The organism is Paenibacillus sp. 01T431 (assembly GCF_056398625.1).
Map to the genome: position 1 here is coordinate 72617 of NZ_JBFTPT010000009.1, position 23255 is coordinate 95871.

General features: G+C 45.3%; 24 protein-coding genes and 1 riboswitch. Of the genes, 15 read left to right on the forward strand and 9 right to left on the reverse strand.

Translation table 11 applies throughout. The annotated features are described in order from the left end of the window. Position 1 precedes the first annotated feature (1 nt). Genes AC1DM9_RS17685 through AC1DM9_RS17705 form a run of 5 tightly spaced genes read left to right on the forward strand, consistent with a single transcriptional unit; the run spans position 2 to position 3813 of the window. Complete coding sequence (locus AC1DM9_RS17685) at positions 2-220, forward strand: hypothetical protein (protein ID WP_477581349.1); 219 nt, start codon at positions 2-4, stop codon at positions 218-220. Further along, complete coding sequence (locus AC1DM9_RS17690) at positions 220-354, forward strand: hypothetical protein (RefSeq protein WP_477581351.1); 135 nt, start codon at positions 220-222, stop codon at positions 352-354. The genes AC1DM9_RS17685 and AC1DM9_RS17690 overlap by 1 nt, the downstream gene beginning before the upstream one ends. Next, positions 351-2618, forward strand: coding sequence for a phage tail spike protein (locus tag AC1DM9_RS17695; protein ID WP_477581353.1), 2268 nt, complete (start codon positions 351-353; stop codon positions 2616-2618). Before AC1DM9_RS17690 ends, AC1DM9_RS17695 begins: the two co-directional genes overlap by 4 nt. Before the next feature lie 57 nt (positions 2619-2675). Beyond that, positions 2676-3176, forward strand: coding sequence for a phage holin family protein (locus AC1DM9_RS17700; protein WP_477581355.1), 501 nt, complete (start codon positions 2676-2678; stop codon positions 3174-3176). Continuing rightward, on the forward strand, positions 3160-3813 hold the full coding sequence (locus AC1DM9_RS17705) for a glycoside hydrolase family 73 protein (protein ID WP_477581357.1): 654 nt from the start codon (positions 3160-3162) through the stop codon (positions 3811-3813). Before AC1DM9_RS17700 ends, AC1DM9_RS17705 begins: the two co-directional genes overlap by 17 nt. 75 nt (positions 3814-3888) lie before the next feature. Here AC1DM9_RS17705 and AC1DM9_RS17710 read toward each other — a convergent pair whose 3' ends face one another. From AC1DM9_RS17710 to AC1DM9_RS17750, 9 genes are all read right to left on the reverse strand, one after another. Next, positions 3889-4731, reverse strand: coding sequence for a DUF4352 domain-containing protein (locus AC1DM9_RS17710; protein WP_477581359.1), 843 nt, complete (start codon positions 4729-4731; stop codon positions 3889-3891). A gap of 124 nt (positions 4732-4855) precedes the next feature. Then, entirely contained in the window at positions 4856-5296 is a 441-nt protein-coding gene (locus tag AC1DM9_RS17715) for a hypothetical protein (protein WP_477581361.1), read from the reverse strand. Positions 5297-5376: 80 nt separating this feature from the next. Then, positions 5377-5727 carry a toxin-antitoxin system HicB family antitoxin gene (locus AC1DM9_RS17720; protein WP_477581363.1) on the reverse strand — a complete coding sequence of 117 codons (351 nt, stop codon included), beginning with the start codon at positions 5725-5727 and terminating at the stop codon, positions 5377-5379. A 54-nt stretch (positions 5728-5781) separates the two neighbouring features. Further along, entirely contained in the window at positions 5782-6006 is a 225-nt protein-coding gene (locus AC1DM9_RS17725) for a type II toxin-antitoxin system HicA family toxin (protein WP_477581365.1), read from the reverse strand. A gap of 634 nt (positions 6007-6640) precedes the next feature. Then, positions 6641-7441, reverse strand: a complete 801-nt coding sequence (locus tag AC1DM9_RS17730) for a DUF2935 domain-containing protein (protein WP_477581367.1) — start codon at positions 7439-7441, stop codon at positions 6641-6643. A gap of 215 nt (positions 7442-7656) precedes the next feature. Then, the gene (locus AC1DM9_RS17735; RefSeq protein ID WP_477581369.1) at positions 7657-8781 is read right to left on the reverse strand and encodes a YhfM domain-containing protein; all 1125 of its coding nucleotides are present in this window, start codon (positions 8779-8781) and stop codon (positions 7657-7659) included. Positions 8782-8942: 161 nt separating this feature from the next. Beyond that, positions 8943-9998, reverse strand: coding sequence for an HD-GYP domain-containing protein (locus AC1DM9_RS17740; RefSeq protein ID WP_430063499.1), 1056 nt, complete (start codon positions 9996-9998; stop codon positions 8943-8945). Between the two features lie 92 nt (positions 9999-10090). Next, entirely contained in the window at positions 10091-11167 is a 1077-nt protein-coding gene (locus AC1DM9_RS17745; protein WP_477510583.1) for a ThiF family adenylyltransferase, read from the reverse strand. Between the two features lie 58 nt (positions 11168-11225). Further along, positions 11226-11960 carry a molybdenum cofactor biosynthesis protein gene (locus AC1DM9_RS17750; RefSeq protein ID WP_477510584.1) on the reverse strand — a complete coding sequence of 245 codons (735 nt, stop codon included), beginning with the start codon at positions 11958-11960 and terminating at the stop codon, positions 11226-11228. A gap of 102 nt (positions 11961-12062) precedes the next feature. Here AC1DM9_RS17750 and moaA point away from each other — a divergent pair, with 102 nt between their 5' ends. The 10 genes from moaA to AC1DM9_RS17800 all read left to right on the forward strand — a co-directional run bounded on the left by moaA (position 12063) and on the right by AC1DM9_RS17800 (position 23232). Then, complete coding sequence (moaA, locus tag AC1DM9_RS17755; RefSeq protein ID WP_076270264.1) at positions 12063-13064, forward strand: GTP 3',8-cyclase MoaA; 1002 nt, start codon at positions 12063-12065, stop codon at positions 13062-13064. After that, on the forward strand, positions 13054-13548 hold the full coding sequence (locus tag AC1DM9_RS17760; RefSeq protein WP_477581372.1) for a hypothetical protein: 495 nt from the start codon (positions 13054-13056) through the stop codon (positions 13546-13548). The genes moaA and AC1DM9_RS17760 overlap by 11 nt, the downstream gene beginning before the upstream one ends. 42 nt (positions 13549-13590) lie before the next feature. Next, positions 13591-15039: a bifunctional metallophosphatase/5'-nucleotidase gene (locus tag AC1DM9_RS17765; protein WP_477581374.1), complete on the forward strand. Its 1449-nt coding sequence runs from the start codon at positions 13591-13593 to the stop codon at positions 15037-15039. Between the two features lie 147 nt (positions 15040-15186). Further along, positions 15187-16305, forward strand: a complete 1119-nt coding sequence (locus AC1DM9_RS17770; protein ID WP_477581376.1) for an HD-GYP domain-containing protein — start codon at positions 15187-15189, stop codon at positions 16303-16305. Between the two features lie 136 nt (positions 16306-16441). Beyond that, complete coding sequence (yfkAB, locus tag AC1DM9_RS17775; RefSeq protein WP_076270262.1) at positions 16442-17581, forward strand: radical SAM/CxCxxxxC motif protein YfkAB; 1140 nt, start codon at positions 16442-16444, stop codon at positions 17579-17581. A gap of 64 nt (positions 17582-17645) precedes the next feature. Continuing rightward, positions 17646-18677, forward strand: coding sequence for a sporulation integral membrane protein YtvI (ytvI, locus tag AC1DM9_RS17780; protein WP_076270261.1), 1032 nt, complete (start codon positions 17646-17648; stop codon positions 18675-18677). 83 nt (positions 18678-18760) lie between these two features. Then, a complete protein-coding gene (locus AC1DM9_RS17785; protein WP_477581378.1) occupies positions 18761-19918 on the forward strand; it encodes a glycosyltransferase family 4 protein in 1158 nt (385 codons plus the stop codon). A 74-nt stretch (positions 19919-19992) separates the two neighbouring features. After that, positions 19993-20097: riboswitch (TPP riboswitch) on the forward strand. An 82-nt stretch (positions 20098-20179) separates the two neighbouring features. Then, a complete protein-coding gene (locus AC1DM9_RS17790) occupies positions 20180-20317 on the forward strand; it encodes a hypothetical protein (RefSeq protein ID WP_477581380.1) in 138 nt (45 codons plus the stop codon). A gap of 91 nt (positions 20318-20408) precedes the next feature. Further along, positions 20409-22172 carry a phosphomethylpyrimidine synthase ThiC gene (gene thiC, locus AC1DM9_RS17795; RefSeq protein WP_477510590.1) on the forward strand — a complete coding sequence of 588 codons (1764 nt, stop codon included), beginning with the start codon at positions 20409-20411 and terminating at the stop codon, positions 22170-22172. After that, a complete protein-coding gene (locus AC1DM9_RS17800) occupies positions 22165-23232 on the forward strand; it encodes a ThiF family adenylyltransferase (RefSeq protein ID WP_477581383.1) in 1068 nt (355 codons plus the stop codon). Before thiC ends, AC1DM9_RS17800 begins: the two co-directional genes overlap by 8 nt. Positions 23233-23255: the final 23 nt, after the last annotated feature.

A 23255-nucleotide genomic window follows, 5' to 3' on the forward strand; every position in this document is an offset into this window, starting at 1 on the left:
CATGGATTTAGAAACGTTGCGAGAATGGTTGATAGCTAACGGGATACCGGCTAATGAACTGGACGATGTGGCCGAGCCTCCCGTTATCCGAGACATCGGGGAGGCGCTAACCTTGTCTTTACAAAATGATGACATGATTGGCACAGTCCTGGTCGAAATGATGATGCAGATCGCGGAGCTTCAAGGTGAGATTGCGGCATTGAAAGGAGGTAATGCCTAATGCTGACATTCTATAAATTTAGGGTAGATAATGGAATGCTCCAGCTCTCTGATGTACCTAACCCTTACCAAAATCAAATGAGGCTTCTAGGGTACAAGGATGAGGAAGCGAGCGAGGCAGGCGAGGAAGAATGACAGATAACATCATCGTAATCTATGACAAGATGGAGACGGATTTTAACCATTTCGGTCTTGCTGTGATTAAAAACACAATTGATCCGGGGCCGCGCATCTTCCAACGGATCAATGCTGATTATACCGTCGAGTTTTCTGTACCATTCACCGATGAGGCGGTACAGTATCTAGCGGAGGAAAATATCGTTAAAGTATCCGGCCAGCTGTTTATTATCCGAACCATTAACGAGAGCCGGGACGCAAGCGGCAAGCTGCTTGCAGCTGTCTTTGCCGAGCATATATGCACGGAGCTGCTTACCGAGTATATACCGTTGCTCCAGTATACCAATGCAACAGCTCCTGCGATATTGAATGGCATACTTGCAGGCACTCGGTTTACTGGCAATGCGCTCGCCGTTCCAACATCACATGATTTCACGGTAGAGCGGAACAGCGTGGTATGGGGGCTGAGTCATTTCATAGCCTTGTCAAAGGCAGAGATGCAGCGTGACAACTTCAATATTACTTTTCGTCCGCAAATTGGTGCTGACAATGGCGTGCGGATCAGCTACCGCAAGAATCTAAGAAGCATTACACGAACCAAAGAAAGCCGAGGTGTTATTACTCGGCTTTTTGTTTTCGGCAAAGACGGTATTACGCTGCCTCAGCCGATTGATAGCCCGAATATCGGGCTTTATCCGCGCCCAAAATGCGGAGAAGTAACGTTTGATGAGGTTGAGGACTTACTGGAGCTGCGTACTAAAGGCGAGGCTTATTTAGCCACAGTAGATACGCATTTGCTATCCTATGTCGCGGATGTGGCCGAGCTTAAAGGCGTAAAAGGTTACGGGGAAAGCGAGGCTTTTGCAATTGGCGATACGGTACACGTCGATGAGGAGGACTTAAACATCGAAGTGACGGCCCGAATCGTTGAATATGAAGAGTATCCCAATGCGCCAGAGCGTTCGCGTGTGGTGCTGGCTAATTTCCTTCCTAGCTTGACTGATACGCTAAACAAGATGCAAAACGCATCCAAGACCATAGAGCGTGTAACGACAGGCGGCGGCAGGGTTAGCACCAATTGGATTGACGGCAAGATTAATACGCTCAAAAATCAGCTTGTCGCTTCAGGCGCATATGCTTCCGCTGAGGTGCTACCAAATGAGGGATTCTTGCTTGAAAATACGGACATCAGCAGCCCGGACTATGGGGCGTTGTATCTTGGTCCTGGTATCTTCGCGATTGCAAGCGAAAAGGTTGGAGGCAACTGGAACTGGCGCACATTTGGCAAAGGGACAGGCTTTACCGCTGACGTAATCAATGCGGGTATCCTTAACGCCAGCTTGATACGAATCAACTCTTCAACAAGTTTTGATGCAGGGTATGATCCATCGACAAAGGAAACGCCGGGAGGCGCACAAGAAAAGGCAAATGATGCGAAGCAAGCAGCCATAGCAGCAGCCGCTACGGATGCTCAAGAAAAAGCGGATGCGGCTCTTGAAGCTGCGGAGCTGGTCGCAATTGCACAAGCGCAGCTCGCACAAGAAGAAGCGTTAGCTTATGCGGATGGTATCGTTTCAGCAGAGGAACAGGCGCGGATCAACCAGGCAGCAACCAATCTTTCAACAGCAAAAGCAGACGCAACGACTAAAGCCAATGCTGCCGAGACAGCTGCTAAAAACGCCAGCGTGCTTAAGGGAGTCAAATACAAATCGGTATATACTGATGCTGACGGCTTCCATGTTGATGGCCCAAACGGAGAGGTGCTTCGTATGGGGGAATTCGCTGCGGGGCAGTTCGGTGTCATCGCTTATCATTCAGATGGTTCCACTACAGCCCTAACGCCAGCAGGATTAATTAGGAAAACGGCAGCAGGAGATAAGCCTTATAACTACTTGGTTGCTGCCGGTAGTAACTCTACTGGAGCAAACGGTGCTTACTTTGGCACTGGAGAAATTCCAGACGTAACAATAACCTTGCCTTCGGATTTCAAGGGTAAGGATTTCAAAATATTCTTAGCTCTCAAGCGAGATTCGTTTTATGCGCAGGAGCTTAAGCAGAATCCTGGTGCAAATCTCAGGGTGTTAAATTATGCGCCGGCTATTACTCAGCTTGAAGTCGTTAGTATTGATAAGGCTAACGGTACTTTTACTGTAAAAGGATTTGGTCGGCTGTATCGCTGGAATGTATCTTATACGGTATCTGGTTCAACGGTAAATGCAAATTATACGAATCTTACACAGTATGATTATGCATTAGATTTTACTTGGATTGCCTTAGTATAGCCCACATCAGTGGGCTATTTGTTTACACAGAGAGTGATAATAGGGGGAAGAATAGGCATGTATAAACAATGGTTTTCGGTAGAGGTAACGGAAGGTAGGGCAATTGCAGCAGGGATTGGAGCAGTGCTGGCTCCGTGGGTATCTCTAATTTATGGAGATGGCCGTTTATTGCCGATTGCGCTTTTGATCCTCATCATCGGATTGGACTGGATTACAGGGATTTCGGCAGCAAAAAAGGATAAGACATTCTCTAGCGAATACGGCTTAAGGCAGGGGTTGCCACGTACGCTGTTTCTTGTATCACTGCCAGCGATTGCGAATCTCTTAGATTCCATGCTGGGCGTGCCAGGCTTATTATTTTATGGCTTAACGCTCGGCATCATCTATCATACTTGGCAGTCGTTAACAGCCAATGCCTACCGCGCGGGTTGGGGCAAATGGATACCTCAGTCGGTTATGTCACATATCGAATCCGAGCTTAAAGCAAAGGTGGAAAGAGCATCTAAGATCAGCTTAAAAAAAACAGTAGAGGAGCCTGAAAATGGCGAAGCTAAGTAGAAATGAATTTATCGCAAAGCTCGCGCCTATTGTGCAGCGAGTGAGGGGGGAGGGATCACCATTGCTCCCCTCTGTGCGATTGGCTCAAAACATATTGGAGACAGGCTGTGTTATTCATTCTTGGTACAACTTGGGTGGGATCAAGGTCGGCAGCGGCAAGCCGAATGGATATTGGAAAGGGCGTAGCATCAACAAGGGAACATGGGAGGAGTACGGCGGGATTGCGGTCAGCACGAGTGCCAATTTCCGAGTGTACGACAGCCTGTATGATTTTTACAAGGATCAGGATCTATTATTCCTACTGCCGCGCTATGATCGGGTGCGCTCGGCTAAGTCGCCAGAAGCGCAAGCTGTCATGCTTTATTCTTGCGGCTATGCAACAGATTCGGCTTATGCCAGTAAGATATTGTCGATTATCAAAGCTCATGAATTGACTAAATTTGATGTAATCGAAGAGGAGGACGAGAATGTGATTAACCTAACGGATGCAGAATGGACCGCACTGGCGGCAGCGGTTCAGCGGCTTATTGAGGCAAAAGTGATTTCGGATAAGGCTTGGCTGGATAAGGTAAAGTCGAAGAAGCTGACGCTATCTGAGCTGACGTGGTTTAACACTATTGCAATATCCCGAAAATAAGTAAGAGCCCACTAACCATAGCGGTTGGTGGGCTGTTTTTCTATTTTCCCAAGCGCTTGGGATTATCCATTTTATTTAATTACTGTTAACATTGTACTGGAAAGGTTCGAAATCTAAATCCCAATCTTCCGAGCTACCTTCTAAAAGTAGTTTAATTTCTCCTGCACTAGGATCGAGTTTGCCAAACAGAATAACACCATCCGTCATAACTTCTGGAAGAATCTCAGATTGAATATCCTTGTAATCTGCTTCATAGTTATCAGTCGGTTCAAACTGAGTACTATTTTGAATTAATTTAGCATTGAAATCATAAAAAGATATTTTACTTGCTGTGTTATTCTTAATTGAAATGTAAAACCGTGTTTCTTTTTCGGCAAATTCTACTTTTTCAAGATTAATAACATAACCATGTTGATCAATTTCTTGATTGACAGTAATTGTTTGCAATGTCGGAGACAAAGCACTTATATAGTCAGCTAATTCAACGGAGCTTGCAGTTATTAGTGGTGCAATTATTTTCCCGCCAAACGCATTTTCGCCTTCATATACATCATGCACCGTACCTTGCACATGTACTAAGTCTCCGTTTTTGACTTGAAAGGAGGGATCGTTATAACCAATAATGGCATTTTTTTCAGAGCTCTCTGGGTCTGCCCAGACTTGAAGGTAAACGCCATCTTCATCTTTTTCGGGTTCTGTAAATACTTTTGCAAAAAAATCAGTAGATCTTCCTTTGAATTTTTTAGGATCAGTGAACATTTGTTCAAACTCGGTTGAATTCAATAATTCAGAACTGGATGATTCATTTGTTGATGTCTTTGTCTCACTGGATTTCTCGGTACTCTCATTAGAAGCATTTGTACCACATCCTGAAATCAAAAGGACTGTTAAAAAGCAACCGATAAGCATTTTCTTCATTTTCTCTACTCTCCCCTATCACTATGTAAAAATCCTCCATTCAGTTTACTATATTAGTCGTATTTTGGCGATATGTGGAATAAAAAAACACCCTAATGGCGTATGTTGTCATCAGGGTGATAATTTAGTTTATTACTCCCATAGCTCGGAGCTTTCGTTTGATTTCATTTATTCTTACTTGTTTGAGGACCTCTTCAAAAGACAGCTGCTGCCTATCTAAATATCTCTTTGCCAATTGTTTAGCTTTATCAGGCACAACTGCCTCTAATTCAATTTTAAGGCGTTCCGGATCGGATTCAACTCGACAGAGAAGTTCGAACAGAAGTAATTGACTATTTATTCCTAAACCTCTGATTTCGCTGATATTATGCCATGTTTTACCTAGTACTGCTTTATATGTGTTCAATTGATTGGATGCAAGCGCATTGACGATTCTCTTTGTAGAAGGTTTGTAATCTATATCTTGAGCATACAAAGTGAATGTTGAGATATCGCATTCCATATATTTGGCCGGAATCTCAAAATAGTTACCAAGCGGCGTGTGATAATCAATTTTATAATTCATAGTAACTTCTCCTGTTGTCTTGCGCCAGCGAAGCGGAGCTATTCACATAAGCAGCTCCGCTGCAGCGCAATGGTAAATAACTACTTACTGAGCTTATAGAGCATATACTGATTGAGTGAAATGCCTTCTTCTTCGGCTTTAAAAATTAGCTGCCGGTGAAGTGACTTAGGAACACGGACGAGAATTTTTCCGCTGAATTCCTCTTGAGGTTCGGGTATGGGGTCACCATACTCTAATTTAATCTCGATGTGATCTTTTAACACTTCCTGCAACTCATTAAAAGCTTGTTCCCGTGTATCGCCAGAAGTGTGGCAGCCGTCTAATTCTTTTACATTTGCCCAATAATAGGATTTGTCATCATCTTTGACGTGTCTGACTTGGAATGTATAGGGCAGGGCTAAATAGTATTCAAGGTTTTTTTGATTTTCCATAATATTCGGCTTATGATAAAGGGAGGGAAGGGTGAGGGGATTGCTCCCCTCTTGTTACTTGCCTAACCTTTCGAGCGCGTCTGCAACAGCTTCCGGGTTTACCGGATTTTCGCGCTTGACCGTTGTCAGAAGTCCTTGTGCATTTCGGTAGTGATGGTGAGAGCCGCGAACTCTTACTTCACTGTATCCGGCATGTTCGAGGACTTTCTTTACTTCGGCAAAGGTTATGCCCTTCGGTCTCCGTCTCATCTTTTCGATGAGCTTCTCTATCTTAGCCATTTCTCAACTCCTTTCTATAAATTTATAATATCACATATGATATCAAAATACAACTATATAAAAAGAAAATATTCTTTTACGGCAAGTACTATGTAAAGCCAATTGCGTGTCTAAGGATCGCTTTTATCTAGTAGAAGCTTGCGCATAAATATACCCTTCAAGCGGTTAACCTTCGTGCCGATTATGTGCCGATATAAAATGAAAAGATGTGAAATGATATGAAAAGTTGGGGGCGAAAAATAGAGTATTATTAGGGGATATATAATAGGAAGGAACACGTTGAAAAGCTCAATTAAAAAAGTTCGAGATGGAAGGTTCTATCGGTTAATAAAAACGTAGGCGTATCAAGGGCTAAACGGTTTCAAAATATCGTATGATACCGTTTTGATACCGTTTAGTCAAATACGCTACTACTTTGAATTTCTATTTGCTAGTAAATCGGTGAATCCGTAGATTTTTTCTACGGATTCTTTTTTTTATTTCTTTAAGCAATTTCTGCAATAAATCGGGGAAACGGAAACCAAAAATGATTATAAATGAACAGTAAAAAAAATGACATCGAAAAATCCTCGACTGGCTAGGTCGAGGAGATAACTAATACAGACTGTATAGAAATAACCCTATGATTCAAAGATTAAACAGGTTTACCTGTCAGACTGTTTTCAAACATATCAATTATAACGAGGAAATGTTCTGCTTCTCGGAATACATGATCCGCCAATAACGGATGAATGATACTTTTTATACGGCAGGCTTCAATAAGGTCTCGAGCTGTACTTTTAAAGTCACGAAGCGATTTAACTGACACTCTATTTTGATCAAGAAATTGGTCAAGTAGCGGAACAGTTTGCGATTGAGGTCGCATAGACTCTAAGTCCCTTGCTTGAAATAGTAACGTGTCAAATTCTTCACTGAAGTTATTCGCTTGTTCCACTAACTGTCGCTCTGAAGGATCAAGCAAGTGACTAATGAATTTGGCGTGGTCTGCCATGATTCTTAGAAAGAAAACATTCTCGTCGATAATAGCATCAGGCAGTGGCTGTAACTGACCTAAATTTAATTCCGACAAACGATTTCTGAAATAATTAGCTTCTCTGCTCACATGATCAACTAACAATGGGAAGTTGTTTGCACCTGGAAGTTTGCAAGTCAGAATTAAACCGAGCACTTTTCTTTTGAAAGCCCAAATGTAAGAAACAGCAGTATAAACTTCTTCATTGAATCTTTTAATTACGGTAGGATCTATTTCAATTGTATAAGCATTAGATTTATTTTCGATTGATTCAAAAACGGCATAGAAATGATTTGCTTCATTAATTAGTTGTGTATCTTCACATCGGAAACCCAATTTAAGAAAAAGAGAATGCTCTTTCATAATACGAGACCAAAACCTAACTTCTTCTAGAGAACGAGCTACAAATGACTGATCTAACAATGGCGAAATCCTCCCTTGATACATTATCTTTAAGAGTACTGTATGAAAGGAAGGTTTGTTCTATTCCCTTCCTTGTATTCTAAGTAGCTTCATTTAGTCATAGTCGAAATGGAAGGTTCAATCGGTTAACGATAGAGCCAATAGGAAAAAGGGGCTGTCCCAAAGTAGAATATTCTACTTTAGGGCAGCCCCGTTTCCATGTTCATCGTATCCGTCTATTTTTCGAGTAGAAGCTTTACTGCTTTCTCGAAATAGCTGCTAAGCTTAGCGGTTTCTTCCAAGTTGCCATGTGCCCAATAAAAAATCATCGCATTGTTTATCTTATAAATACGAGGGTAAAGCATATTAATCAATTCGGTTTGTTTTTGAAAATCCTTTAGACCCTCTTCAAGCTGCTGCTCCGATTTAAAAATATAAATGGAAACCTGTTCTAGGCGAGTAGAGTCAGCTTCATTGTTTATAGGACTAACCGTATATCTGCTAGGATTAATACCATCCAAAATCCATTCCTTATCTGGACGGATCGGAGTCAAAAGCAGCTGCTGATTGCTTAATTCTTTTTCAATTAGACTTAAATAAAGGGATGATTTGGTTATTATAGGATCAATGATTTGTGCCGTAATGAAGAACCGAATGGGTGGCGATGAATCGAGCTGCATAGCTGCTGCTCTAATAGCCACTGGCTGACCAATATGTAGCTTGCCATAGACTTCTTTATCGATGGTGTACCACGCTAGCTCGCGATTCTGTTCTGCTTTTGTAAACCAATCATCCATCGAATGGCTTTTTCTCTCGTCTTCTGACCAGTTCGCAGCCACTAAAATTCGAATCGATGCATCTCGGGCCATAACTTTCTTGTCCATTACAAGTCCTTCGACCACTTTCTCTGGCTCTGACCAAGATAGTATTTCCCGAATCTTAATCGTGTCAGAAGGAGATAGCCTGAACATCGTATGCGAGTCATCTAGATTAACGATAGAATCTGTTTTATCATCACCGATCAAAAGATAATATTCAGAGCTGCCGATTATTACTTTATAAGTTGGAGCTGCCATTTTCACGATACCTTTTAATGGTTCAGCTTCTTCAATAGCTTTTTTAAATACATCTACAAGGTCGGCTTCCGTTATGGTCTGATAGATGGTTTCAATAGCTGCCTTGCTGCCATCAGCATTTTTGAGGCTATAAATGACAACTTTTTCACGGACTCGATTCGGCTGTTCGTTCGGTTCAATGATTGTTAGCTCGCTTGGTTGAACAGTTGGTGTATTGCTTATTGCTTCGGATTTGCATCCGGTCATCATTAAAGCGATAATGATTATTGCTAAAATGCTTCTCACTCCATCACCTCTAGTCTTAATTTGCATATTGGGTATCATTTACAATAACAACGATAAAATCATTGTATAAGTTGCGAACGTGGTTGATAAGAATAAGCGGCAGCATAAAAAAAACCCGCAATCGCAGATATGATCTGCAATTCGGGTTGTTTTTGAAACATTTAAATATAAACCTGCTGGATTTCATACTCACGCTCAATGGCCATATCGATGAATTCTTCACCAATTTGAATAAGCGGGCGGAAAAACTCGGTAGGGTGAGTCATGACAATAATTCCACTTTCTCCACCTACAAGCTCGATTCTTTTGCCTATGAAATTAGGCATCATATGTTTAATAAAGGTGTGGGTTGTATAGGGATCAAGCTCTTTGAAGCTCAGCTGATAAAGTTCCTTTAGTACAAAAAGCAAATCACGCTTCTGTTGATACACGCGCTGGGAAATCATCGCACTGTAAATATCGACTACAGCAATGATTTTGGATACGGGATGAATCTCATCACCCTTCAGACCTTGAGGATATCCAGTGCCATCATTTCGCTCATGATGTTGAAGTGCTCCAATGGCTACAAATGGTTCATCCAGAGAGTCTAAAATAATTTCATGTCCGTATAAGGTGTGTCTCTTCACTTCTTCGTACTCTTCATCAGTCAGCTTCCCAGGCTTATTTAAAATGCTCTCTTCAATTCGGCATTTTCCGATATCATGGAGGAAGCCGGCATTGCCGATACGAACAGCTTCTTCATTGGAGTACCCGACCCAAGTAGCGAGATAATACGACAACATACCGACCTGCACGGAATGCTGATACGTATAATCGTCTTTAGAATTGAGTAATAGCAGCATAGATACAACATCGCGTTCCATTTGGAGGTTGCTCAGTAGAGGCTGGAAGATGGACGTTACTTCCTCGACATCCACTTTTCCTTGCTGATTCGCTTTCGTGAATAATCCCTCAAAGCTTTTGACAGCGTTTTCGTAAAGGGGCTGAACGGTAGGAAGCCACTTGGGATTTATAGTAGATTCAAGTGTACGACCTTCCGTTTCTTCGCTTACTCTTTCATCTATATCAATATAGTCCATTTGATGTTGAAATAATCTTGATATATCTTGGTTATTGAGTACTGTTCCTTTGGAGAGTACATGAAGTCCGTAATTGTTGAAAGTGTCATTGCTTAAACGGTCTCCATTAATTAATTCTGTAACATGAACTCTCATCGAGACACCTCATTGGTAGTAGTAGAAAAGATATACCTACAATAGTAGCAATGATTGATCGGATTGGCAATATGAGGGTATTATAATAGCGACTAATTACCTAATAATTCAGCATAAAGCGACCTTGCTTTTGATAATTGATCTGTGCCTTGGACGATGGCTCGGCCATCCTGGAACAGGACTAAGGTCAAATCAGCCTCAAGTTCAATTCGCAGTAAAAAACGATTGCGTGTTATTGTGCCAACCGGCTTTAAGCGTTCAGCTAACTCTTCCAAGTTCAGTAGAGCATCTTGACTCGGTGTAATTTGCACAGAATGGCGACCGCATAGAGCAGCAGCTGATCCCGACATTTGGTCTTCCAAAAATGCGAACTGCCTATTTCCGCAGCAGTCGCAATGGCTTCGCTTCGATTTGGCCACAGAAATAGGAAGCCAAGCATGATTCCAAAGGTCAACTTGAAATAAGGTGCCGTGAAGTGCGTTCTTGTTGCCTGAGAGCAGCTTAATGGCTTCCGTTGCTTGAAGAGAGCCGATGATGTCAACGACTGGAGAGATGACACCTGCCGTTTCACAAGTATCGGTCGTTCCAGGTGGAGGCGGTTCATTGAACAAGCATCGGTAGCAGGGGGATTCGCCTGGTATAATCGTCATTGTCATGCCCGATGCGCCGACGGCTCCGCCATAAATCCAAGGAATGCTGTACTTCACGCTATAATCATTAATTAAATATCGAACAGAGAAGTTGTCACTGCCATCAACAATAAGATCAACATCAGTGAGTAATTCTTCCGCATTCATTGCCGTTAAATCAGCAACTATCGGATCAATGAAGACAGAGCTGTTCATGGCTCGCAAATGCGCAGCAGCGGCCTCTGCTTTGGGAAGCAGCGATAATACATCTTCTTCGGTATACAGCATTTGCCGCTGTAAATTACTCCATTCAATAATGTCCCGGTCTATAATACGCACATATCCAACGCCGGATCTGACTAAATGCTGGGCGATGACAGAACCAAGCGCACCCATGCCAACGACCGCTGCGCGACTGCCGGTAAGCAGCTGTTGTCCTTTCTCTCCAACGGGTGAGAAGCGGACTTGTCTCGCATAACGAGCTGATCCCACGCCCGATATTTCAGGCGCAGCGTTATTTTGTGTGATTGGTTTGTTCATTTTTGCTAATCTCCTTAAAAGCATCGTGAAGCCATGTTCGACACGCCTAGTTGTAATTCTAAAAGTCCTTTAATTGTTCAGTAGGATTCCACGGGCCAAGCTGATGCCCTTTCCATTCTGATCCGTCTTCCCAAATTTCTTTCTTCCATATAGGGACGATTTGTTTAAGACGTTCAATGGCGTAGCGGCTCGCCTCGTAACAGCTGTCACGGTGGGGGGATGACACCGCGATAACGACGCTTGTCTCAGCGAGGCCAACAACGCCAATTCTATGGCTGATGGCACATAAGGCGCCTTGCCAGCGCTCGGCAATTTCATTGCCAATTTGCTGCATCGTTGCAATGGCCATCGGTGCATAGGCTTCATATTCAAGCCGTACCGTACGCTGCCCATGTGTCCATTCACGCGTTGTTCCTACAAATGCAATAGAGGCACCATTTTCCGGTACAATAACTTTTGCAAGCACAGCATCGGAGCTAATGACATCGTTTGTTACGATATAGCGCTCTATAGGCTCCTTGGCAAGCTCTTGTTTCTCTTCTCCTCCGGATACTGGCGGAAGCAGGGCTAGCTCGTCAGAGGCGTGTATGATCGTATCCTCGGCGGCGTAAACGTGGTTGCATGCGATAAAAGCTATCTGTATTAATGCTTGATGATCTGGGTATTCGTCAGAAATGGCGGCCTTCAGATCGGCTACGCTCATTTTCTCCAAATCCGATTGCAGCTGTATGGAAGGGGCCCCAATTCGCTCGGGAAGCCCTGCAAATAATTTAATAATCCAGTCATATTTCATGGTATAAAACCTCTCATCGTATAGGCTTGAAGCTGTTTATAGAATATCATAATTCAAGAAAAAATGTTATGCTTATACTCGTACAGAAAGGGAGTGAAGGTCATGCCGACATTGACGGATCGTTTTGGACGGGTACACGATTACTTACGTATTTCAGTAACGGATCGTTGTAATTTGCGATGCTTGTATTGCATGCCAGAGGAAGGAATGGAATTCACAGAATCAGAAAATTTACTTTCCTATGATCAAATTGTCGAGGTAGTTGAAGCGGGTGCGGCGCTTGGCATTACGAAGCTGCGCATTACCGGAGGCGAGCCGCTTATAAGGCCGGGTCTCGATGGTTTAATTAAAAGATTATCTGCCATAGCTGGCATTAAAGATATAGCATTAACGACGAATGGTGTTTTTCTAGCCAAACAAGCGGAAGCGCTTCGAGCAGCAGGCTTGAATCGTGTCAATATTAGCTTAGATACGCTGGACTCCGCAAGATTTCGTTTTATTGCAAGAAGCGGGGAATTAAAACGTGTGATGGAAGGAATCGAAGCGGCAGCAGCAGTAGGCTTCGACCCTATTAAGCTGAATTGCGTGCTTCTTAAAGAAGTAAATGAGGATGAAATTGCCGCATTTTTAAAACTCGCCTACGAGCAGCCGATGCATGTTAGATTTATTGAATATATGCCAATCGGCCATGCGGATGAAAATTGGAAAAAGCATTATTTGCCGCTTTCGCGTGTACTGGAAGTAGCAGAGCAAGAAGGCTATACGATTAGCCGCGGACCAAACGTGCATGGAAACGGTCCTTCAGAGGATTGGCAAATGAAGGGCGGCCGCGGCTCCTTCGGGCTTATTCATCCCATCAGCGATCACTTCTGCAGCAATTGCAATCGGCTGCGCTTAACAGCGGATGGGTCCATTAAGCCTTGCTTATATTGGGTAGATGAGCTGAATGTAAGAGAAGCATTCGGGCATCCAGAGGAAATGCAGCAATTGCTGCTGAAATCGATGGACATTAAGCCGGAAAATCATGAAATGGCGGCTAAGCTGGCGGACAGTGCACAAACTCATATTCCTACCGAACGGCGGATGTCGCAGATTGGAGGCTGAGAAGCAGCTGATGCATGAGATCAAGATTGAACATTTTGAGATAGGAATATCCGTTACGACCCCAGAGGAGATGGCAAAACTTTCGGGCGCAAGCTTCCGTATAGCAGGCAGAGTGCCGGATGCTGAAGGTGAAGCATTTGATTTATATCAATGGTACGCTGCATGGATGAGGGACAATAATTCTGAGAATGCTGCAGTGTCCAAGACGCCATCTTATTTATTCGTAGAAGCGGCGGATTCTTTCGAGGCTACTATTCCATGGGAGCAGCTTGAGCAGGCGGCTGTGCTTTACCGGATTAATGGCTTGCCTTTGCAGAAGGCAGGCCCTATCCGCCTTTATGTGCCTAACGGCAGCAGCAAATGCTTAAATGTGAAAAGCATCGTTAAACTCAAAATGGGACACGATGAGCCAAATACGCAGGTTGAAGCAGCATATGGTTTTAAGCATACATTTTCGATGAATGATTTGCGTAATAACAAGTAGACTGGTTTTGTGTCGCTGAGTACAGGCATTAAGGAGGCGTGCATGAATTTGACGGACAGTTTTCGTACACGGGTAGTGCTTCTTCATAGCAATGATATACATAGTCGTCTGGAGCATGCCGCCAAGATCGCGTCATTTATCGCAGAGGAAAGACGAAGCTGGGGCAATGAGCGAGTCCTTGCGGTAGACTGCGGAGACCATATGGATCGCATGCGAGTGGAGACCGAAGGCAGCGATGGGATTGTTAATGTAGAACTTTTAAATCAAGCTGGTTATGAAGTAATAACACTTGGCAATAATGAAGGACTTACTTATTCTACTCAGACGATTTCGGAGGCGTATACCGATCGCGCTCAGTTTGCTGTCGTTTGTGCCAATATGCACGAGGCTGCTACAGGTGAGCAACCTGATTGGCTGCTGCCAAGTATTATTATTGATAAAAATGAACTTCGAATCGGTATCATAGGCGTCACAGCGGCCTTTTCTGACTTTTATTCCTTGCTAGGCTGGCAGGTATCTGATCCATTCGCGGCGGTGCAAGAACAGGCGGCAAAGCTGAGAGATAAGGTAGATGTGCTGGTAGTGATGTCCCATATCGGGATTACCTTCGATAAGCAAATGGCGGAGAAGCTTGAGGGCATCGATCTTATTTTGGGAGCACATACCCATCATTTATTGGAAGAGCCGATTGTTATCGGTGATACGACGATTTGTGCAGCTGGAAAATTCGGCGAGTATATTGGGCGAGTAGAAATCGGAATGGACGACGGTTCCTCGCGCCCAATGTTCCGCGCAACCTGCGTTCCTACGGCCGCAATGGCAGAGCATCCCGAAGCTGCCGCCATCATCGGCAGCTACCTAAAGGCGGGACAGCAGCGCCTAAGCCGGGTTATCGCCCGGCTTTCTGCACCGCTGCCCGCCAGAGCCGAGCGGGAATCACCGCTCGGCAACCTGCTGGCCGCTGGCTTGCGCCGCTGGACCGATGCCGAGATCGGCATCGTCAACGCTGGACAGCTGCTCGGCGGCCTCGCGCAAGGGGACGTGACAGCGGGCGAATTGCACGCCCTCTGTCCGTCGCCGATTAATCCGTGCCTCATGCTCATCGCAGGCACGGATATAAGGACAGCGCTGGAGCAAGCGCTGCTGCCCGAATTTATCCATAAGCCGATCAAGGGATACGGCTTTCGCGGTGAAGTGCTTGGAACGCTTGCCATAGATGGCTTGTCCGTTACTTACGATTCGAACAGAATGCCGATGGATAGACTCATACAGGTAACGGTTAATGGAGAAACGCTGGATGATGAACGGCTGTATAAGCTGGGAACGATCGATATGTTCAGTTTCAAGGCGGGTTACGAGTCGCTCGCCAACGCGGTGCAAGTGAACTATTACTTGCCCGAATTCATTCGAGACGTGATCGAAGCGCAGCTGCAAAATTCGTCTGAATTGGTGGAATGTTGTCAGCTAAGATGGGAAAATACCTCGATTTGACAAAGAATATGAAAAATATCGACAATTCATGTCGAAAAAATAGTATAAAATGGTTGCGATTTTCCCGTATATCCCGTACATTAACATTACGAACGATTTTTTCCGATGTAATAGTTAGCCGACTTTTAATGGGGAAGGATCGAGAAAATGCGGTTGTTGCCAATAGCGAAATGCAGGCCGGGTATGAAGCTGGCCAAAAAAATATTTTCTCAAGAGGGTATCGTTCTTCTTGGCGAGAATATGGAACTGACAGAGAGACTTATATCCCGCTTGGATCAATGCGGAATTCAATATGTTTATATAACAGATCCGAAGACGGATGATATTGTGCTGCCTTCTTTAATTAGAGAGGAAACGATGCAAATCGCGCTGAAGGAAATTCGAACGAATTTCCGCGAAATGATGGATCGTCCTAAACGCAAAAAAGGCGTAACCTACCCCTATATCGCACAGCCATTTAAAAATATGATGAATATGATTATCGATGACCTCTCCGGTCATAAGGATGCCATGATCATGCTAATGGACATGAGCTCCGTTGATCATTATTTGTTCCAGCATTCTTTAAACGTCTGCGTTTATACGACACTGCTCGGTATGTCGAACGGCTATTCTAAGGAAGAGCTTACGACGCTTGGCATGGGCGCTCTTCTTCACGATATCGGCAAGACGCAGATTGCGATTGATGTGTTAAGAAAACCAGGCTCCCTCTCCAAAGAGGAGTTCGAAGCGATGAAGCAGCATGCGAGAATCGGTTACGAGCTGCTCAAGGATGAGCCTAACCTGCCGCTGCTTGTTGCCCACTGTGCATTCCAGCATCATGAGCGAATTGACGGAAGCGGTTATCCGCGCGGAATCAAAGGCAATGAAATTCATGATTATGCCAAGTGGATCGGGTTGGTCGATTCGTATGACGCCATGACAACAAATCGCGTCTACAGTGCTCCAATGCTTCCACATCACGCGATTGAGCGGCTTTATGCCGGTACGGGAACGTTATACGAGCAGCGAATGCTGCAGCTGTTCCGCGATAAGGTTGCTATTTACCCGATTGGAATAACAGTTAAGCTGCAAACAGGAGAGTCGGGTATCGTAGCAGATCTTAATCATTCTTACCCGCATCGACCTATTATTCGTATTCTATATAATGAAGCGGGCGAGGAACTGAAATCGCCTTACGAGATCGATTTGTCGAAGCAGCTCACGATGATGATTGTCAGCGTGAACGATGACGCGAGCGAAGTGCAGTTTGCCTCAGGCATTTAACGAAAGACAGATTGGGAGCCGCTTAGGGCTCCTTTTTGCTTCTTTTTTTGCCGTTTTATTTGCTTCCTTTGCAGTCGCGCATTACAATAACTAAAGAATGATTCATTCCAGAAAATAAGTCAGGTGCTGAAGAAAAATGAACACAATACAATTTCAACAATCAAGAACACCGTTATCCACACTTTCGCCAACGAATGATCCGTGGGATCCCATCCGTTCGTTGCAGCAATATGGAAGACATCGCTTAACAAGCGTCGAAATGACCGTTTCCAACCTATGCAATATGCGATGCGAGCATTGCGCTGTTGGAGATACACTTGTAATGACAGAACCCGCCAAGCTGCCGCTTAAGCAGATGCTGGACCGACTGGATGAAGTAGAGCATCTGGAAACGATAAGCATTACAGGCGGGGAGCCATCCTTCTCCGACCGAACGGTTCGTGATTACATGGTGCCGTTGCTTCAATACGCCCGCAGCCGCGGCATTCGCTCCCAAATCAATTCGAACGTGACGCTGCCTTACAGCCGTTATGAGCAGCTAGCTCCTTATCTAGATGTCATGCACATTTCATTTAACTACACGTCTCCGGAAGATTTTCACCAAATTGGATTTGCGAAAGCCAATCACCATGTATCGCTCGAAGCTGCGACCAAGCTTTATGAACGAATGATCGAAAACACGCGTCGCCTTAGCGAGACAGGTGTACTCGTTTCTGCGGAGTCTATGATCAATTACAAAACGTATAACAAAATTGATGAGATTCATCAGCTGATTGTGGATATGGGATGTCAGAGGCATGAGGTACATCCGATGTATCCTAGCTCCTTTGCGAAGGATTTACCGGTTCTCTCACGTGAGCAAATGCTGGAAGCTATTGAACGCTTGCTGAAAGCGCGAGACCAATCCGTATGGATGCTGTTCGGTACACTTCCCTTTTATCCATGCAGTGACAGCAAATCAGAACGTGAGCTGCTGCGAAGATTAGCGAATGAGCCAAATGTAACGGTACGCAATGACCCTGACGGCCGCAATCGACTGAACGTAAATTTGTTTACAGGCGATGTATTTGTAACCGACTTTTCTGACGTGCCCGCTTTTGGCAACATCGGTTCGTCCAAATTGGAGGATTTATTTGATAAATGGCTGGACCATTCCCTTGCGCAAAGTGTGAATTGTCACTGCCCGGTCGCTTCATGCTGCGGACCTAACCTCCTTGTTAAGGATATGTACTATAAAGATGTTAATTTCCATGAGCGCAGCGCAGTGCTGGATTAGTATGAAAGAGCTGGTTTAAGAGTGGCGTAAAGTGCATATAAAAGAATAGAGAGGAGGAGAAGCTGTGTCTATTAAGACAATCGTATTTATCGCTTTAGGGTTATTGTTGCTCTATCTGTTTTTTACGGTAGGTGCTCCTTTCTTGCTTGCGCTTGTTGTAGCTATTTTTCTTGAGCCGCTTAATCAGCTGTTTATGAAAAAATTCCGAATGAATCGGCTGGTTGCGGCTACAATATCAAGCAGCCTATTTACGGTTATTCTGATCGGACTAATCGCGCTGCTTGGCGTGAAAGTGGTAGCCGAATTAATAGCCTTTTTCAAAAAAGTGCCCCAATACTTCGAAAATGCCAATGGGATGGTAGACGATCTCATGTTTCAGGCACAATCGTTATATCAAAACTTCCCTCCTGACGCCATTGAAACGTTAGAGAAATGGCTAATGGAGCTAACGAGTACATTAACGAAAATGGTGGGTACGTTATCGAACACCGTTATCGCTTTCGCCTCAAGCATCCCGGGCATGTTCATCTTCTTTATCGTTTTCTTGGTGGCGGTATACATGATGAGCTTTAGTCTAAATACGATGAAGGCAACGGTGCTTTCATTATTTGAAGAAAAATCGCAGCCCCAGGTCAATGATGTGCTGAACAATCTCAAGAAGTCGATTTTTGGTTTCTTGCGTTCGCAGTTTATTTTGAGTGCACTCACCTACATCATTTCGTTGATCGGTTTGCTCATACTTAATGTCAAATATCCGCTTGCTATCGCGCTGCTTATTATCATTGTTGATATTATGCCGATTCTTGGAACAGGTTCTGTGCTTGTGCCATGGGGAAGTTATTTGCTGCTGACGGGCAATGTTTTTGTAGGGGTAGGGCTAATTATTCTATTTTTAGTTATTACCGTATTCCGCCGCATCGTAGAGCCTAAAATTCTCGGTGATTCAGTAGGAATCGGCTCGTTGTCAGCGCTTGTAAGTTTATATGTCGGCTTCAAGCTCGTCGGTGTTATCGGTGTATTCATCGGACCGCTTGTCGTGATCATCTATATGGCGGCTCGAAGAGCTGGACTATTCCAAATGAAATTCAAGCTATAGCCTTGGAAAAGCCGTGCCAAAGCCGTTGCTAGATACGTATGATACTGCAAAAAAAGCAGATCATGCAGGAGGCATACGAATAAATGGCACCCATTAAAGTTGCAATTGTAACACCAGGCTCCTTCCCGATTCCTTCATCAGGGAGCAGCTCGGTTGAGCGAGTGGTAGAGAAATTTGCCCCGCTGCTTAAGCCTTACGCGGAACCTCGTATATTTGGAAGACTGAGCAAGCGATTGCCTCGTCAAGGACAATTTAACGGTGTTGTTTGTGAACGGTTTGCAGCGGGCAATAAGCAGCGATATATTCAAGAGGTAGGACATGCGGTTCACCGTTTTTCCCCTCACGTCATCGACGTCGAGAATCGTCCCCAATTTGTGCTAACGATGAAGCGATTGAATCCAGGCAAACGAGTCTGGCTTTATTTGCATTCCTCCACCTTTATTTCACCCTCCTATATTTCTTCTGCAAACTTGCATAAGTGCTTGCAGGCAGCAGATAGAATCATCGTAAATAGCGAGTTTCTAAGACGAATTGTAGTGTCGAAAGCGCCAGAGGTCGCTTCGAAGCTGCGAGTCATTTATCCTGGCGTAGATACGGCCAGGTTTCCTTCACAATATTCCTCCGAAGGAGCCGCTAAACGGGAGAGTTTAAGGCAAAAGAGAGGATTGAATGGTAAAAAAGTGGTGCTTTTTATGGGGAGGCTTATTCCGCTTAAGGGCGTTCATCATCTTCTCAATATCGTGCCGCAGCTTGCCAAAAGCCACCCGGAGCTCGTTGTTATCATCGTAGGGAGCCCATTTTATGGCTCGCATCGCAAAACGGCTTATGTGCGCAAGCTTGAACAGCTTGGACGCAAATGTCCGGGTCATGTTCGTTTTGTGCCCTACGTGCCGCATTCGGAAGTGCCCAGCTGGATGCTCGTTGCCGATGTAGCGGTTGTTCCATCAGGACAGAGGGAGGCGTTTGGGCTCGTTAATGTCGAGGCGATGTCCTGCGGCGTTCCGGTAGTCGCAACACGTGCAGGCGGAATGAAAGAAATTATTCGTAATGGCGAAACGGGCTATTTGGTCAATCAGCTTCATATCGAGCGAGAGCTGCGAGAAAAGCTGCATCTGCTGCTTCGCGATAAACAGCTCAGGCAGAAGCTGGGTCGCCGCAGCCGCGAGCGTGTGGAGCAGACATTCACATGGCGCCACACCGCTGATCGATGGGTAAGGCTGCTGAAGGAAAGCGGACTGTAGCAGGCTGTATTTTTCCGCGGTTTGGAAAATAGAGGGTTGACACCCTTCTTTACTAAACGGTATAGTCAAACAAGGAAATCCACTAGGGGCGCCGTAATGGCTGAGATAAAGCGAATCGCTTTGGTCCCTTTGAACCTGATCTGGGTTATGCCAGCGTAGGAAAGTGGGATTGTGCGTTTATGCTTTGCGCGTGAAAGCTCTGCCGGAATCTGCTGAAGCCTCAGCTTATGCGGCATGACTTTATCTGCTTAAGGGGAACCCTTGCAAGATAACACTCGCATGACGACACTCTTCGACCGCTCCTTTGCTGGAGCGGTTTTTTTGTTTGGCGCCAGTGAATCGATAAGCTTTGTGGCTGCCATGCACGCTCCAGCGATTGCAGCTCTAGTAGCAGCCTAGCTACTTGTATAGCAGCGGTGTTTTAAACTTTCTCATATGCTTGCGTATGCCTCCAGGAGGAATTCTATTATTCCATTAGGAGGTTTTTGTTATGTCTATTTTTTCCACTCCGCTTCCGGGCAGCCGCAAGGTGTACGTCGAGGGCTCAAAGGGAAACATCCGTGTTCCGATGAGAGAAATTGCACTTGAAGCTAGTACTGGCAGAAATGGTGAAGAGCTGCCGAATGAACCTGTAAGAGTTTATGATGCCAGCGGTCCTTATACCGATGAAACGTATGAGGCAGATGTTCGGCGCGGTTTGCCCGGTATTCGCAGCGAATGGATTTTGCAGCGTGGTGATGTAGAGCCCTATGAGGGCAGGGAAATCAAACCGGAGGATAATGGATTTATTTCGGCTGAAAAAGCAGAGCAGCGAGGCGCGGAACGATTCCCGGGGTTAACGAGGAAACCGCTTCGTGCCAAAACAGGGCAAAATGTTACGCAGCTTCATTACGCCCGCAAAGGGATCATTACTTCTGAGATGGAATACATCGCTATTCGCGAAGGGATGAGTGCAGAATTTGTACGCAGCGAGATTGCAGCCGGCCGTGCCATTATTCCGACGAACATCAACCATCCTGAAAGTGAGCCGATGATTATTGGGCGGCAGTTTCACGTTAAAATCAATGCTAATATCGGCAACTCTGCTGTAGCTTCTTCGATTGAAGAGGAAGTGGAGAAGATGACTTGGGCGACGCGCTGGGGAGCCGATACGATTATGGATTTGTCCACGGGGAAAAACATCCATACGACGCGGGAGTGGATCGTGCGGAATTCACCAGTTCCAGTTGGCACAGTGCCCATTTATCAGGCGCTGGAGAAAGTGAACGGCAAAGCAGAAGACCTTTGCTGGGAAGTATTCCGCGATACGCTTATTGAACAAGCCGAGCAGGGCGTCGACTATTTTACGATTCATGCAGGTGTGCTGCTGCGCTACATACCACTTACGGCAAAGCGCGTTACGGGCATTGTCTCGCGAGGCGGATCAATTATGGCAGCTTGGTGCCTGGCACACCATAAGGAGAATTTCCTATATACGCATTTTGAAGACATTTGTGAAATTATGAAAGCATACGACGTATCATTCTCGCTCGGTGACGGCCTGAGACCCGGTTCTATAGCAGATGCCAATGACGCTGCTCAGTTTGCTGAGCTGGATACATTGGGGGAGCTAACGAAGATCGCATGGAAGCATGATGTACAAGTGATGATTGAAGGCCCTGGCCATGTGCCAATGCATTTGATCAAAGAAAATATGGATCGTCAGCTAGAGGTGTGCGATGAAGCGCCTTTCTATACATTAGGACCGCTAACGACCGATATCGCGCCAGGCTATGATCATATTACTTCGGCAATTGGAGCTGCAATGATTGGATGGTTCGGCACGGCAATGCTTTGTTATGTAACACCGAAGGAGCACCTTGGCCTCCCAAATAAGGAGGATGTGAAGGAAGGCGTTATTACGTACAAAATTGCAGCGCATGCGGCTGACTTGGCGAAAGGGCACCGGGGAGCGAAGCTGCGTGATGATGCATTGTCCAAAGCGCGATTCGAGTTTCGTTGGCGGGATCAATTCCATCTATCGCTTGATCCAGAGCGTGCGATGGCTTACCACGATGAGACGCTTCCGGCTGATGCTGCGAAATCCGCTCATTTCTGCTCCATGTGCGGGCCGAAGTTTTGCAGCATGCGAATCACCCAAGATATAAGAGAGTATGCCGCGCAAAACGATATGGAAACAACGGAAGCCATTGAAGCGGGAATGAAGGAAAAATCAGATGCATTCAAGGCGGCAGGGAGCAAGATTTATGGTTGATTCTGTTCTTGATGCTTTTGCAGATCGTTATTCGAGGCAAACGAGATTTGCTTTCATTGGAGAGGCAGGCCAGCGGAAGCTGGCCGATGCCTCGGTGCTTATCGTCGGTGTTGGCGCATTAGGCGCTTCGCTTGCACAGCATATGGTAAGAGCCGGTGTCGGGGAAGTTAGGCTGGTAGACAGGGACTTTGTTGAGCCGAGCAACTTGCAGCGCCAAATGCTTTTTGACGAGGCGGACGCGCTGGCAGTGATGCCCAAAGCAGTGGCCGCTGCCAATCGGCTTCGCCAAATTAACAGCAGTGTAAACATTATGGCGACAGTAGCGGATGTGAATGCACAGAACATCGGATTTCTCGCCGGAGGAGTCCATCTCGTCCTTGATGGGACGGATAATGCAGCGACAAGGCTGCTGGTCAGCGACCAATGCTTTAGACAGCGAATCCCATTTGTTTATGGCGGGGTGGCTGGGGCGCAGGGCATGCAGGCAACATTAATTCCTGGAGAGACTTCTTGCTTGCGCTGCTTAATCGGTGCAGATGATATGGAGCAGGAGGCCGATACTTGCGATACGGTGGGCGTACTCGCTCCAGCGGTTGAATGGATTGCATCTATGCAAGCAGCTGAGGCGATAAAATGGCTAACTGGCAATGATTCGGCGCTGCGTAAAACGTGGTTGAGCATTGATCTATGGTCATTCCGAATGCGGGAATCGGAGCTTCCGGCATTCAGTACCGAGTGTCCATTCTGTGCTCAAACGCCTGAAGTAGCAATTGACGGCATGCTTTGTTTTGAAGCTGATAGAGCGGAAAATACTCAAATAAGCTCTACCGTATTATGCGGTAGGGATACGGTGCAGGTGACGTTAGGCAAGCCGTTTGATTTAAAAGAGGTAGAGCAAACTTTGCGAGCGCTTGGCTGCACGCTCACCGTGAATCGGTATTTAGTGAAAGCGATGATCTCAAGCGGAGAGCAGCTGATTCTCTTCCCAGATGGACGGGTGCTTGTGCAAGGCACAGCGGATGCGGAGAATGCAATTAATCTCGTTAAAACGTTCTTATGAAATGGAAGTAAATGATTTTTTTG

Coding starts and splice junctions, on each gene's coding strand:
- AC1DM9_RS17765 (WP_477581374.1), top strand. CDS start 13,591: ATGAATTTGACGGACAGTTTTCGTACACGGGTAGTGCTTCTTCATAGC.
- AC1DM9_RS17745 (WP_477510583.1), bottom strand. CDS start 11,167: ATGAACAAACCAATCACACAAAATAACGCTGCGCCTGAAATATCGGGC.
- AC1DM9_RS17800 (WP_477581383.1), top strand. CDS start 22,165: ATGGTTGATTCTGTTCTTGATGCTTTTGCAGATCGTTATTCGAGGCAA.
- AC1DM9_RS17705 (WP_477581357.1), top strand. CDS start 3,160: ATGGCGAAGCTAAGTAGAAATGAATTTATCGCAAAGCTCGCGCCTATT.
- AC1DM9_RS17740 (WP_430063499.1), bottom strand. CDS start 9,998: ATGAGAGTTCATGTTACAGAATTAATTAATGGAGACCGTTTAAGCAAT.
- AC1DM9_RS17685 (WP_477581349.1), top strand. CDS start 2: ATGGATTTAGAAACGTTGCGAGAATGGTTGATAGCTAACGGGATACCG.
- AC1DM9_RS17710 (WP_477581359.1), bottom strand. CDS start 4,731: ATGAAGAAAATGCTTATCGGTTGCTTTTTAACAGTCCTTTTGATTTCA.
- AC1DM9_RS17750 (WP_477510584.1), bottom strand. CDS start 11,960: ATGAAATATGACTGGATTATTAAATTATTTGCAGGGCTTCCCGAGCGA.
- AC1DM9_RS17785 (WP_477581378.1), top strand. CDS start 18,761: ATGGCACCCATTAAAGTTGCAATTGTAACACCAGGCTCCTTCCCGATT.
- thiC (WP_477510590.1), top strand. CDS start 20,409: ATGTCTATTTTTTCCACTCCGCTTCCGGGCAGCCGCAAGGTGTACGTC.
- AC1DM9_RS17695 (WP_477581353.1), top strand. CDS start 351: ATGACAGATAACATCATCGTAATCTATGACAAGATGGAGACGGATTTT.
- AC1DM9_RS17690 (WP_477581351.1), top strand. CDS start 220: ATGCTGACATTCTATAAATTTAGGGTAGATAATGGAATGCTCCAGCTC.
- AC1DM9_RS17715 (WP_477581361.1), bottom strand. CDS start 5,296: ATGAATTATAAAATTGATTATCACACGCCGCTTGGTAACTATTTTGAG.
- moaA (WP_076270264.1), top strand. CDS start 12,063: ATGCCGACATTGACGGATCGTTTTGGACGGGTACACGATTACTTACGT.
- AC1DM9_RS17720 (WP_477581363.1), bottom strand. CDS start 5,727: ATGGAAAATCAAAAAAACCTTGAATACTATTTAGCCCTGCCCTATACA.
- AC1DM9_RS17770 (WP_477581376.1), top strand. CDS start 15,187: ATGCGGTTGTTGCCAATAGCGAAATGCAGGCCGGGTATGAAGCTGGCC.
- yfkAB (WP_076270262.1), top strand. CDS start 16,442: ATGAACACAATACAATTTCAACAATCAAGAACACCGTTATCCACACTT.
- AC1DM9_RS17725 (WP_477581365.1), bottom strand. CDS start 6,006: ATGGCTAAGATAGAGAAGCTCATCGAAAAGATGAGACGGAGACCGAAG.
- AC1DM9_RS17700 (WP_477581355.1), top strand. CDS start 2,676: ATGTATAAACAATGGTTTTCGGTAGAGGTAACGGAAGGTAGGGCAATT.